Here is a 12,677-nt window from a genome sequence, read left to right on the forward strand (position 1 = left end):
ATGGTTATGCCAGGCGACAACGTGTCGATCACCGTCAAGCTGATCAACCCGATCGCGATGGAAGAAGGTCTGCGCTTCGCAATCCGCGAAGGCGGCCGTACCGTGGGTGCTGGCGTCGTTGCCAAGATCCTCGGCTAAGAATCTGCGCCAAACACTAGCGCCCGACTGCAGTCGGGTGCTATAATTGCGGATTCACTGATCAAGTTTTACGTAGGGGCGTAGCTCAATTGGCAGAGCGTCGGTCTCCAAAACCGAAGGTTGGGGGTTCGAGGCCCTCCGCCCCTGCCACCGAATCTGGTGCAGGGCACCGAAAGTAAAATAGAATGTCTAATCAATCCGTGCAAACCGTTAGCACGTCAAACGACAAGTTCAAAGTCGTGCTGGCAGTGGTTGCAGCGATTGCAGGCGTAGTCGGGTTCTTTTACCTGGCAGGTCAACCATCCCTGGTGCGGGCAGCTGCGCTTGTGGGTGGTTTGCTTATTTCCGTCGGCATTGCTTACACCTCTACCTCCGGCCGCGATTTCCTGAATTTCGCTAAAGAAGCCGTCCGCGAAACCAAAAAAGTCGTTTGGCCTACGCGCAAAGAAGCAACGCAAATCACGATGATCGTGTTTGCCTTTGTATTGGTAATGGCTGTGTTCCTGTGGGGCACGGATAAGTTGCTGGAATTCCTGTTGTACGACGTGATTCTGGGTTGGAAACAATAATGAGCGAAAATGTGCAAGACGACGTGCCGGGCGAAGTTCCGGCACCGGCACAAGATGCCGCCGCTGCGCTGAGCACGCCAGTCAGCAACAAGCGCTGGTATGTTGTGCACGCTTATTCCGGCATGGAAAAAAGCGTCCAGCGTGCACTGACCGAGCGCGTCGAGCGCGCCGGCATGCAAGATCAGTTCGGCCAGATCCTGGTGCCCACCGAAGAAGTGGTGGAAGTCAAGAACGGCCAGAAGTCCGTCACCGAGCGTCGTTTCTTCCCCGGCTATGTGCTGGTGGAAATGGAAATGACCGACGAAACCTGGCACCTGGTGAAAAACACCAGCAAGGTCACCGGTTTCATCGGCGGCAAGTCGAACAAGCCTACTCCGATTCCTGCGCGCGAGATCGACAAGATCATGCAGCAAATGCAGGAAGGCGTCGAGAAGCCGCGTCCGAAAGTGCTGTACGAAGTGGGCGAGCAAGTCCGCATCAAGGATGGTCCGTTCACCGACTTCAACGGCAACGTGGAAGAAGTGAACTACGAAAAGTCCAAAGTGCGCGTCTCGGTTACCATCTTCGGCCGCGCGACCCCCGTCGAACTCGAGTTCGGCCAGGTCGAGAAGGTTTAAGCTGCAAGCGCCCCACGGAGCGCGGCTCCGGCCTAATCCGAATCAGAGGAGCCCTGCCATGTAGTACCGGCGGGGCGCTACTACTCAAACCCAAAGATAGGAAGTGCCCAAATGGCAAAGAAAATCATTGGCTTTATCAAGCTGCAAGTGCCAGCCGGTAAAGCAAACCCATCCCCTCCAATCGGTCCAGCGCTGGGTCAGCGCGGTCTGAACATCATGGAATTCTGCAAAGCGTTCAACGCGCAGACCCAAGGTATGGAGCCAGGCATGCCGATCCCAGTCGTGATCACCGCATTCGCCGACAAGTCCTTCACCTTCGTGATGAAGACCCCGCCAGCGACGTACCTGATCAAGAAGCACTCGGGCGTCACCAAAGGTTCGCCGAAGCCACATACCGACAAAGTCGGCAAGCTGACCCGCGCCCAAGCTGAAGAAATCGCAAAACTGAAGACCCCGGACCTGACCGCCGCCGACATGGACGCAGCAGTGCGCACCATCGCCGGTTCCGCACGTTCGATGGGCATCACGGTAGAGGGCATCTAATCATGGCAAAACTGTCCAAACGCGCTCAAGCCATCAAGGCTAAAGTAGACCGTACCAAAGTGTACGCTTTCGACAACGCAGTTGCGCTGATCAAAGAACTGGCCACCGCCAAGTTCAACGAATCGATCGACGTGTCGGTACAGCTGGGTGTGGATCCTAAGAAATCCGACCAGGTGGTACGTGGTTCCGTCGTGCTGCCAGCCGGCACCGGCAAGACCGTACGCGTGGCCGTGTTCGCTTCGGGCGACAAGGCTGAAGCTGCCAAGGCAGCCGGCGCCGACGTGGTTGGTATGGAAGACCTGGCCGAGCGCGTCAAAGCCGGCGACATGCCTTTCGACATCGTCATCGCTTCGCCAGACACCATGCGTATCGTTGGTACCCTGGGCCAGATCCTGGGCCCACGCGGCCTGATGCCTAACCCGAAGGTGGGCACTGTAACCCCTGACGTCGCTACCGCCGTGAAAAACGCGAAAGCCGGCCAGGTGCAGTACCGTACCGACAAGGCTGGTATCATCCACGCCACCATCGGCCGCAAGTCCTTCGACGACGCCGATCTGAAGCGCAACCTGGTTGCCCTGATCGAAGCGCTGAACAAGGCCAAGCCGGCATCGTCGAAAGGCGTGTACCTGCGCAAAGTAGCGATCTCGTCGACCATGGGCGCTGGCGTCCGTGTTGACCACGCTGGTCTGGCTGCTTAAGTAAAGAATCAAGTCCCCGGGCGCAAGCCCGGGGCGCATCTTTGGGCTGTCCGCTCCGGCGGGCAGGCAATCAAAGACCGTTGGGGTGGAGGGCAGCAGGCAGGCTTTCCGCTTAATCGCCACACAGCGCCCAACGCAGATGGTGTACCCGAACAAGTTTTGCAGTCCATTGGACTCCTAACCTCGGACGCCGTTGTTCGAACCGATGTGCGGCATTTGCCAAACATCATTTAAGGAGGTTGACCGTGGGTCTCAATCTGAATGACAAAAAGGCCGTCGTAGCCGAAGTTTCCGCAAAAGTAGCAACTGCGCAAACCGTGGTCGTGGCCGAGTACCGTGGCATCCAGGTTGCTCACTTGACGCAACTTCGTGCTAAAGCGCGTACCCAAGGCGTATACCTGCGTGTTCTGAAGAACACCCTGGCTCGCCGTGCAGTAGAAGGTACGCAGTTCGCCGCCCTGGCTGACAGCATGACCGGTCCGCTGATCTACTCGATCTCGGATGATGCCGTTGCAGCAGCGAAAGTCATCAACGACTTCGCTAAAACCAACGACAAGCTGGTCATCATCGCCGGTAACTACGCAGGTAAACAGCTGGATAAAGCTGCTGTTACCGCGCTGGCGAGCATTCCTAGCCGTGAAGTCCTCATCTCGCAGCTGTTGGGCGTTATGCTGGCTCCGGTATCGGGCTTTGCACGTGGTCTGGCTGCTCTGGCAGCGAAAAAAGGCGAAGGTTCGGAAGCTGCTCCTGCAGCCGAAGAAACCGCAGCTGCTTAATAGCGCCGCGCTTTTTTTCTCAAGTAAACAATTCTGTAGCATACAAATAAATTAGGAGTTTCAAATGGCAATTTCCAAAGACGATATCCTGAACGCAGTGAGCGAAATGTCCGTAATGGACCTGAACGAACTGGTCAAAGCTTTCGAAGAAAAATTCGGCGTGTCGGCAGCCGCTATGGCCGCTCCAGCAGCTGGCGGCGCAGCAGCTGGCGCAGCAGTTGAAGAGCAGACCGAATTCAACCTGGTTCTGTCCGAAGTTGGCGCAAACAAAGTTGGCGTGATCAAAGTTGTTCGCGAAATCACCGGTCTGGGCCTGAAAGAAGCTAAAGACGTTGTTGACGGCGCACCAAAAGTCGTGAAAGAAGCGCTGTCGAAAGCTGACGCTGAAGCCGGCAAGAAGAAGCTGGAAGAAGCTGGCGCCAAGGCCGATCTGAAGTAATCTAGTTGTACCGGCGAGCAGTTTTCGCCCGAGCCAAAGTGAGGCATTCCTTCCGGAAGGGAGGAATGCCGGCTTTGGCTCCTTTGTCGTCTTTGTCGTATTTGTAGCGCGTATTTGTAGCAAAATTCAAGCTGCAGTTTGATCATATCGACCTGAAATGATAGAGGCTTGAGGTTTCGTCTGTGTGACGTTCGTTCCGCAGCGCACCTTGCAAAACCTGAATTTTCTATCCTTTCTGTCACTCACGGAGTGTCCATGCACTACTCATTTACTGAGAAGAAACGCATTCGCAAGTCATTCGCGAAGCGCGCCAACGTCCACAACGTTCCGTTCCTGCTGGCTACCCAGCTCGAGTCCTACCACAACTTCCTGCAAGAAGACATCGCACCGTCGACGCGCAAGAATGACGGCCTGCAGTCGGCCTTCACCTCCATTTTCCCTATCGTTTCGCACAATGGCTTCGCGCGTCTCGAGTTCCTGTCGTACGTGCTGGGCGACCCCGCCTTCGACGTCAAGGAATGCCAGCTGCGTGGCCTGACGTTCGCGTCGCCGCTGCGCGCCAAGGTGCGCCTGGTGATCCTGGACAAGGAATCGCCGACCAAGCCGGTCGTCAAGGAAATGAAGGAACAGGAAGTCTACATGGGCGAACTGCCCCTGATGACCACCACCGGTTCGTTCGTGATCAACGGTACTGAGCGCGTTATCGTTTCGCAGCTGCACCGCTCCCCGGGCGTGTTTTTCGAGCACGACCGTGGCAAGACCCACTCGTCCGGCAAATTGCTGTTCTCGGCCCGCATCATTCCTTACCGCGGTTCGTGGCTGGACTTCGAGTTCGACCCGAAAGACATCCTGTTCTTCCGCGTCGACCGCCGCCGCAAGATGCCAGTGACCATCCTGCTGAAGGCGATCGGCATGACGCCGGAGCAGATCCTGGCGAACTTCTTCGTATTCGACAACTTCCACCTGCGCTCCGAAGGCGCCGAGATGGAATTCGTGGCCGAGCGCCTGCGCGGCGAAGTCGCGCGCTTCGACATCGTCGATCCGAAGACCGGCAAGACCATCGTCATGAAGGACAAGCGCATCAACGCCAAGCACGTGCGCGACATCGACGCGGCCGGCCTGAAGCATATCTCGGTGCCGGAAGACTACCTGCTGGGCCGCGTGCTGGCCAAGAACATCGTCGATCCGGAAACCGGTGAAGTGGTGGCCAACGCCAACGACGAACTGACCGAAGACGTGCTGGCCCGCCTGCGCGACGCGTCGATCGCCGACATCCAGACCCTGTACACCAACGATCTGGACCAGGGCGCCTACATCTCGCAGACCCTGCGCATCGACGACACGATGGACCAGACCGCCGCCCGCATCGCGATCTACCGCATGATGCGTCCCGGCGAGCCGCCAACCGAAGAATCGGTGGAAGCGCTGTTCAACGGCCTGTTCTACAGCGCCGACCGCTACGACCTGTCCGCCGTCGGCCGCATGAAGTTCAACCGCCGCATCGGCCGCGACGAACTGACCGGCATGATGACGCTGTCGAACGAAGACGTGCTGGCCGTGATCAAGATCCTGGTCGAGCTGCGCAATGGCCGCGGCGAAGTGGACGACATCGATCACCTGGGTAACCGCCGCGTGCGCTGCGTGGGCGAACTGGCCGAAAACCAGTTCCGCGCCGGCCTGGTGCGCGTGGAGCGCGCCGTCAAGGAACGCCTGGGCCAGGCCGAAGCCGACAACCTGATGCCGCACGACCTGATCAACTCCAAGCCGATTTCGGCCGCGATCCGCGAGTTCTTCGGTTCGTCCCAGCTGTCGCAGTTCATGGACCAGACCAACCCGCTGTCGGAAATCACCCACAAGCGCCGTGTTTCCGCTCTGGGCCCTGGCGGCCTGACGCGCGAACGCGCCGGCTTCGAGGTGCGCGACGTGCACCCGACCCACTACGGCCGCGTGTGCCCGATTGAAACGCCTGAAGGCCCGAACATCGGCCTGATCAACTCGCTGGCACTGTATGCCCGCCTGAACGAATATGGCTTCCTGGAAACCCCGTACCGCAAGGTCGAAGGCTCCATGGTGACCGACAAGATCGACTACCTGTCCGCCATCGAAGAAGGCCGCTACATCATCGCCCAGGCGAATGCGACCATCAACGCCGAAGGCAAACTGAGCGACGAGCTGGTGTCGGCCCGTGAAGCCGGCGAGACCATCCTGGTGTCGCCGGAGCGCATCCAGTACATGGACGTGGCGCCGGGCCAGATCGTGTCCGTGGCGGCTTCGCTGATTCCGTTCCTGGAACACGATGACGCGAACCGCGCGTTGATGGGTGCCAACATGCAACGCCAGGCTGTGCCTTGCCTGCGTCCTGAAAAGGCGCTGGTCGGTACCGGTATCGAACGCACCGTGGCGGTCGACTCGGGCACCACCGTGCAAGCGCTGCGCGGCGGCGTGGTCGACTACATCGATGCAGGCCGCGTGGTGATCCGCGTCAACGACGAAGAGGCGACCGCCGGCGAAGTCGGTGTGGACATCTACAACCTGATCAAATACACCCGTTCCAACCAGAACACCAATATCAACCAGCGTCCTATCGTGCAAGTGGGCGACCGCGTGGCCAAGGGCGACGTGATCGCCGACGGCGCATCGACCGACCTGGGCGAGCTGGCACTGGGCCAGAACATGACCGTGGCCTTCATGCCATGGAATGGTCTGAACTTCGAAGATTCGATCCTGATCTCGGAAAACGTCGTGAAAGACGACCGCTACACCTCGATCCACATCGAAGAGCTGTCGGTTGTCGCACGCGATACCAAGCTGGGCGCGGAAGAAATCACCCGCGACATCTCGAACCTGGCTGAGAACCAGCTGGCTCGTCTGGATGAGTCCGGTATCGTCTACATCGGCGCAGAAGTGACCGCCGGCGACACCCTGGTCGGTAAAGTGACGCCGAAGGGCGAAACCCAGCTGACCCCGGAAGAGAAGCTGCTGCGCGCCATCTTCGGCGAAAAAGCGTCGGACGTGAAAGACACCTCGCTGCGCGTGCCGTCGGGCATGGTCGGCACCGTGATCGACGTGCAGGTGTTCACCCGCGAAGGCATCGTGCGCGACAAGCGCGCCCAGCAGATCATCGACGACGAGCTGAAGCGCTTCCGCCTGGACCTGAACGACCAGATGCGTATCGTGGAGGGCGACGCCTTCCAGCGTCTGGAGAAGATGCTGATCGGCCAAGTGGTCAACGGCGGTCCGAAGAAGCTGGCCAAAGGCGCCAAGATCACCAAGGAATACCTGGATGATCTGGACAAGTACCACTGGTTCGACATCCGCCCTGCGGACGACGCCGCCGCCACCGCGCTGGAAGCCATCAAGGAATCCATCAACGAGAAGCGCCACCAGTTCGACCTGGCCTTCGAAGAGAAGCGCAAGAAGCTGACGCAAGGCGACGAGCTGCAGCCTGGCGTGCAGAAGATGGTCAAGGTCTACCTGGCCGTGAAACGCCGCCTGCAGTCGGGCGACAAGATGGCCGGCCGCCACGGTAACAAGGGTGTGGTTTCCCGTATCGTTCCAGTGGAAGACATGCCGTACATGGCCGACGGTACCCCGGCCGACGTGGTGCTGAACCCGCTGGGTGTGCCGTCCCGCATGAACGTGGGTCAGATCCTGGAAACCCACTTGGGCTGGGCAGCCAAGGGCCTGGGCATCCGCATCGGCGAAATGCTGGCGCAGCAGATCAAGGTCGAAGAGATGCGCAAGTATCTGACCACCGTGTACAACGAGTCGGGCCGTCCGGAAGACATCGATCAATTCGACGACGAAGAGATCATGAAACTGGCGCACAACCTGAAAAAAGGTGTGCCGTTCGCCACGCCGGTGTTCGACGGTGCGCACGAGTCCGAAATCCGCCGCATGCTGGACCTGGCTTACCCTGACGAGATCGCCACGAAACTGGGCATGACCCCGTCGAAGAACCAGGTCACCATGTACGACGGCCGCACCGGCGAAGCGTTCGAGCGCAAGGTCACCGTCGGCGTGATGCACATGCTGAAACTGCACCACCTGGTGGACGACAAGATGCACGCGCGTTCGACCGGTCCGTACTCGCTGGTGACGCAGCAGCCACTGGGCGGTAAAGCCCAGTTCGGCGGCCAGCGCTTCGGTGAGATGGAGGTGTGGGCACTGGAAGCATACGGCGCGTCCTACGTGCTGCAAGAGATGCTGACTGTGAAGTCGGATGACGTGAACGGCCGTACCAAAGTGTACGAAAACCTGGTCAAAGGCGACCACGTGATCGACGCAGGCATGCCGGAATCGTTCAACGTGCTGGTGAAAGAGATCCGTTCCCTGGGTATCGATATCGACCTGGAACGCAACTAAGACACTGGCGCCGCCGGGCGGCGGAAACCCTCCACCCGGCAGCTTTAAGAATTCAATCACCTGGAGTGATACATGAAAGCTCTGCTCGATCTATTCAAGCAAGTTCAGCAAAACGAGACGTTCGACGCGATCAAGATCGGTCTGGCCTCTCCTGAAAAAATCCGTTCGTGGTCCTACGGCGAAGTCAAAAAGCCGGAAACCATCAACTACCGCACCTTCAAGCCTGAGCGCGACGGCCTGTTCTGCGCCAAGATCTTTGGCCCGATCAAGGATTACGAATGCCTGTGCGGCAAGTACAAGCGCCTGAAGCACCGCGGCGTGATCTGCGAAAAATGCGGCGTCGAAGTCACGCTGGCCAAGGTGCGCCGCGAGCGCATGGGCCACATCGAGCTGGCCTCGCCGACCGCCCACATCTGGTTCCTGAAATCGCTGCCATCCCGCCTGGGCATGGTGCTGGACATGACCCTGCGCGATATCGAACGCGTGCTGTACTTCGAAGCATACGTCGTGACCGACCCCGGCATGACCCCGCTGAAGAAGTGCCAGATCATGTCGGAAGACGACTACGCCGCCAAGTACGAAGAGTACGGCGACGACTTCACCGCCTTCATGGGCGCCGAAGGCATCCGTGAACTGCTGCGCTCGATCGACATCCACCGCGATGCCGAGACGCTGCGCGTGGAACTGAAGGAATCGAAGTCCGAAGCGAAGATCAAGAAGTACGCCAAGCGCCTGAAAGTGCTGGAAGCGTTCCAGCGTTCCGGCATCAAGCCGGACTGGATGATCATGGAAGTGCTGCCGGTGCTGCCGCCGGAACTGCGTCCGCTGGTACCGCTGGACGGCGGCCGCTTCGCGACCTCCGACCTGAACGACCTGTATCGCCGCGTCATCAACCGTAACAACCGTCTGAAACGCCTGATGGAGCTGCGCGCTCCAGAGATCATCACGCGCAACGAAAAGCGCATGCTGCAAGAAGCAGTGGACTCGCTGCTGGACAACGGCCGTCGCGGCAAAGCGATGACCGGCGCCAACAAGCGTCCGCTGAAGTCGCTGGCCGAGATGATCAAGGGTAAGGGCGGCCGCTTCCGCCAGAACTTGCTGGGCAAGCGCGTCGACTACTCCGGCCGTTCGGTGATCGTGGTGGGTCCGCAGCTGAAACTGCACCAGTGCGGCCTGCCGAAGCTGATGGCCCTGGAACTGTTCAAGCCGTTCATCTTCAACAAGCTCGAACTGATGGGTCTGGCTACCACCATCAAGGCGGCCAAGAAACTGGTTGAAATTCAAGAGCCGGTGGTGTGGGACATCCTGGAAGAAGTCATCCGCGAACACCCGATCATGCTGAACCGTGCGCCTACGCTGCACCGTCTGGGCATCCAGGCGTTCGAGCCGGTCCTGATTGAAGGCAAGGCGATCCAGCTGCACCCGCTGGTCTGCGCGGCGTTCAACGCCGACTTCGACGGTGACCAGATGGCAGTCCACGTGCCGCTGTCGATCGAAGCGCAGATGGAAGCGCGCACGCTGATGCTGGCGTCGAACAACATCCTGTTCCCGTCCAACGGCGAGCCGTCCATCGTTCCTTCGCAGGATATCGTGCTGGGTCTGTACTACGCGACCCGCGAAGCGATCAACGCCAAGGGCGAGGGCATGCTGTTCCCGGACGTGTCGGAAGTCATCCGTGCCTACGACAACAAGGAAGTCGAACTGACCACGCGCATCACCGTGCGTATCGTCGAGCATCCAAAAGATCCGGCGACCGGCGAGTTCGTGCGCACCCTGACCCGTTATGAAACCACGGTCGGCCGCGCCATCCTGTCCGAGATCCTGCCGAAGGGCCTGCCATTCTCCGTGCTGAACCGCGCGCTGAAGAAGAAGGAAATCTCCAAGCTGATCAACACGTCGTTCCGCAAGTGCGGCCTGCGCGCCACCGTGGTGTTCGCCGACCAGCTGATGCAGTCGGGCTTCCGCCTGGCAACCCGCGCCGGTATTTCGATCTGCGTGGACGACATGCTGGTACCGCCACAAAAAGTCACCCTGATTTCGGCTGCAGAGTCCGAAGTCAAGCAGATCGAGCAGCAGTACGCTTCGGGTCTGGTGACCGCCGGCGAGCGTTACAACAAGGTGGTCGACATCTGGGGCAAGACCTCCGATGAAGTCGGCAAGGCCATGATGGACCAGCTGAAAGTGGAAGACGTCGTGAAACGCGACGGCACCACCACCACCCAGGAATCGTTCAACGCGATTTACATGATGGCCGACTCGGGCGCCCGCGGTTCCGCAGCGCAGATTCGCCAGCTGGCTGGTATGCGAGGCCTGATGGCGAAACCGGACGGTTCGATTATCGAAACGCCGATTACCGCGAACTTCCGCGAAGGCCTGAACGTGTTGCAGTACTTCATCTCGACCCACGGCGCTCGTAAAGGTCTGGCGGATACGGCACTGAAGACCGCGAACTCGGGTTACCTGACTCGCCGCCTGGTCGATGTGACCCAGGATCTGGTGGTGATCGAGGACGATTGCGGCACCTCCAACGGCACGCTGATGAAGGCGATGGTCGAAGGCGGCGAAGTGATCGAAGCGCTGCGCGACCGTATCCTCGGCCGCGTGGCAGGCACCGACATCGTCAATCCTGAGACCCAGGAAACCGTGTTCGAAGCCGGCACGCTGCTGGACGAAGACATGGTGGAAGAAGTCGAGCGCATGGGCGTCGACGAGGTCAAGGTCCGCACCCCGCTGACTTGCGACACGCGCTACGGCCTGTGCGCCAAGTGCTACGGCCGCGACCTGGGCCGCGGCATGCTGGTGAACTCCGGCGAAGCAGTCGGTGTTGTTGCAGCACAGTCGATCGGTGAGCCGGGTACCCAGCTGACCATGCGTACCTTCCACATCGGTGGTGCGGCATCGCGTGCAGCAGTGGCCTCGAGCGTGGAAGCGAAGTCGAACGGTACCATCCGCTTCACCTCGACCATGCGTTACGTCACCAACGGCAAGGGCGCGCAAATCGTCATTTCCCGTTCCGGTGAAGTGCTGATTACCGACGACCACGGCCGTGAGCGCGAGCGTCACAAGGTGCCGTACGGCGCGACCCTGATCGTCAAGGACGGCATGGTCATCAAGGCCGGCACGGCCCTGGCGACCTGGGATCCGCTGACCCGTCCGATCATCACCGAGTACGCCGGTACGGTGCGTTTCGAGAACGTCGAAGAAGGCGTGACCGTGGCCCGCCAGGTGGACGAAGTGACCGGTCTGGCAACGCTGGTGGTAATCGATGCCAAGCGCCGCGGTTCGCTGACCAAGACCATGCGTCCGCAGGTGAAACTGCTGAACGAAGACGGCGCCGAAGTGAAGATCGCCGGCACCGAACACGCAGTGGCGATCGGCTTCCAGGTCGGCGCGCTGATCATGGTGAAAGACGGCCAGCAAGTGTCCGTGGGTGAGGTTCTGGCGCGTATCCCGACCGAATCGCAGAAGACCCGCGACATTACCGGTGGTCTGCCGCGCGTTGCCGAGCTGTTCGAAGCACGTTCGCCGAAAGACGCGGGCATGCTGGCGGAAGTCACCGGTACGGTGGCGTTTGGTAAAGAAACCAAGGGCAAGCAGCGTCTGGAAATCACCGACATGGACGGCAACAAGCACGAGTTCCTGATTACCAAGGACAAGCAAGTGCTGGTGCACGACGGCCAGGTGGTGAACAAGGGCGAGATGATCGTGGACGGCCCGGCCGATCCGCAAGACATCCTGCGCCTGCTGGGTATCGAAGCGCTGGCGCGTTACATCGTTGACGAAGTGCAGGACGTGTACCGTCTGCAGGGCGTGAAGATTAACGACAAGCACATCGAAGTGATCGTGCGCCAGATGCTGCGCCGTGTCCAGATCGTCAACGCCGGCGACACCGACTACATCGTCGGCGAGCAGGTGGAGCGTTCCGAGCTGCTGGAAGAAAACGACCGCATGAACGCGGCCCAGAAGATTCCTGCAACCTACGAAAACGTGCTGCTGGGTATTACCAAGGCATCGCTGTCGACCGATTCGTTCATCTCGGCCGCATCGTTCCAGGAAACCACCCGCGTGCTGACCGAAGCGGCGATCATGGGCAAGCGCGACGGTCTGCGCGGCCTGAAAGAAAACGTCATCGTGGGCCGCCTGATTCCTGGCGGTACCGGCCTGGCCTTCCACCGCGCCCGCCGCGAGAAGGAAGTCTGGGAAGCGGAAGAACGCAAAGCCCTGCTGGACGCGGAACGCGCGGCCATCGTGGCCGAGCTGCCAGGCGAGGAAGTTCCTCACGGCGGCGACGAAGCGTAATCTTCAAGCTCCAAAGCAAAACGGCACCTTCGGGTGCCGTTTTTTTATGCGGTCTGCTGCGACCCGAAGAGATCCGACAGCGTGGCCGAGTACAGCGTAAGCGTCCAGCCGCCGCCGTCTAGACTTCAAGCGGCAGCATCTCTGATGATCGAATCGAAGGCACAACAAATTTGTGCCCACAAATTCGATTATGGACACAAATTTGGGAACGGACAGCAAGCAGCCCTCGCGAG

Annotated in this window: 9 protein-coding genes and 1 tRNA gene; all 10 read left to right on the forward strand. The window is 59.7% G+C overall.

Annotation, left to right across the window (positions count from 1 at the left end):
* Window positions 1–138 (forward strand): EF-Tu C-terminal domain-related protein (locus AC6H42_RS04380; RefSeq protein ID WP_497547488.1); only part of this gene is annotated, 138 nt, incomplete at its 5' end.
* A 74-nt stretch (window positions 139–212) separates the two neighbouring features.
* A tRNA-Trp gene (locus AC6H42_RS04385) sits at window positions 213–288 on the forward strand.
* 35 nt (window positions 289–323) lie between these two features.
* Window positions 324–707 (forward strand): preprotein translocase subunit SecE, encoded by a 384-nt coding sequence (gene secE / locus AC6H42_RS04390; protein ID WP_497547486.1) that lies wholly within the window; start codon window positions 324–326, stop codon window positions 705–707.
* The gene (nusG, locus tag AC6H42_RS04395; protein ID WP_057155331.1) at window positions 707–1,324 is read left to right on the forward strand and encodes a transcription termination/antitermination protein NusG; all 618 of its coding nucleotides are present in this window, start codon (window positions 707–709) and stop codon (window positions 1,322–1,324) included. The genes secE and nusG overlap by 1 nt, the downstream gene beginning before the upstream one ends.
* 111 nt (window positions 1,325–1,435) lie before the next feature.
* Entirely contained in the window at window positions 1,436–1,867 is a 432-nt protein-coding gene (gene rplK / locus AC6H42_RS04400; RefSeq protein WP_056392621.1) for a 50S ribosomal protein L11, read from the forward strand.
* Window positions 1,868–1,869: 2 nt separating this feature from the next.
* Complete coding sequence (gene rplA / locus AC6H42_RS04405; protein WP_057155332.1) at window positions 1,870–2,565, forward strand: 50S ribosomal protein L1; 696 nt, start codon at window positions 1,870–1,872, stop codon at window positions 2,563–2,565.
* Between the two features lie 245 nt (window positions 2,566–2,810).
* Window positions 2,811–3,341, forward strand: coding sequence for a 50S ribosomal protein L10 (gene rplJ / locus AC6H42_RS04410; RefSeq protein WP_056392631.1), 531 nt, complete (start codon window positions 2,811–2,813; stop codon window positions 3,339–3,341).
* A gap of 64 nt (window positions 3,342–3,405) precedes the next feature.
* Window positions 3,406–3,780, forward strand: a complete 375-nt coding sequence (gene rplL / locus AC6H42_RS04415; protein WP_057155334.1) for a 50S ribosomal protein L7/L12 — start codon at window positions 3,406–3,408, stop codon at window positions 3,778–3,780.
* Window positions 3,781–4,035: 255 nt separating this feature from the next.
* Window positions 4,036–8,145 carry a DNA-directed RNA polymerase subunit beta gene (gene rpoB / locus AC6H42_RS04420; protein WP_057155335.1) on the forward strand — a complete coding sequence of 1,370 codons (4,110 nt, stop codon included), beginning with the start codon at window positions 4,036–4,038 and terminating at the stop codon, window positions 8,143–8,145.
* Window positions 8,146–8,217: 72 nt separating this feature from the next.
* Window positions 8,218–12,444 (forward strand): DNA-directed RNA polymerase subunit beta', encoded by a 4,227-nt coding sequence (gene rpoC / locus AC6H42_RS04425; RefSeq protein WP_497547487.1) that lies wholly within the window; start codon window positions 8,218–8,220, stop codon window positions 12,442–12,444.
* The last annotated feature ends 233 nt before the right edge of the window (window positions 12,445–12,677 follow it).

The sequence above is a fragment of the Massilia sp. NBRC 108631 genome (assembly GCF_059704565.1).

Excerpts from the sequence above, each read along its gene's own strand:
- rplA (WP_057155332.1), top strand. The coding sequence starts at position 1,870 with ATGGCAAAACTGTCCAAACGCGCTCAAGCCATCAAGGCTAAAGTAGAC.
- secE (WP_497547486.1), top strand. The coding sequence starts at position 324 with ATGTCTAATCAATCCGTGCAAACCGTTAGCACGTCAAACGACAAGTTC.
- rplK (WP_056392621.1), top strand. The coding sequence starts at position 1,436 with ATGGCAAAGAAAATCATTGGCTTTATCAAGCTGCAAGTGCCAGCCGGT.
- rplL (WP_057155334.1), top strand. The coding sequence starts at position 3,406 with ATGGCAATTTCCAAAGACGATATCCTGAACGCAGTGAGCGAAATGTCC.
- rpoC (WP_497547487.1), top strand. The coding sequence starts at position 8,218 with ATGAAAGCTCTGCTCGATCTATTCAAGCAAGTTCAGCAAAACGAGACG.
- nusG (WP_057155331.1), top strand. The coding sequence starts at position 707 with ATGAGCGAAAATGTGCAAGACGACGTGCCGGGCGAAGTTCCGGCACCG.
- rpoB (WP_057155335.1), top strand. The coding sequence starts at position 4,036 with ATGCACTACTCATTTACTGAGAAGAAACGCATTCGCAAGTCATTCGCG.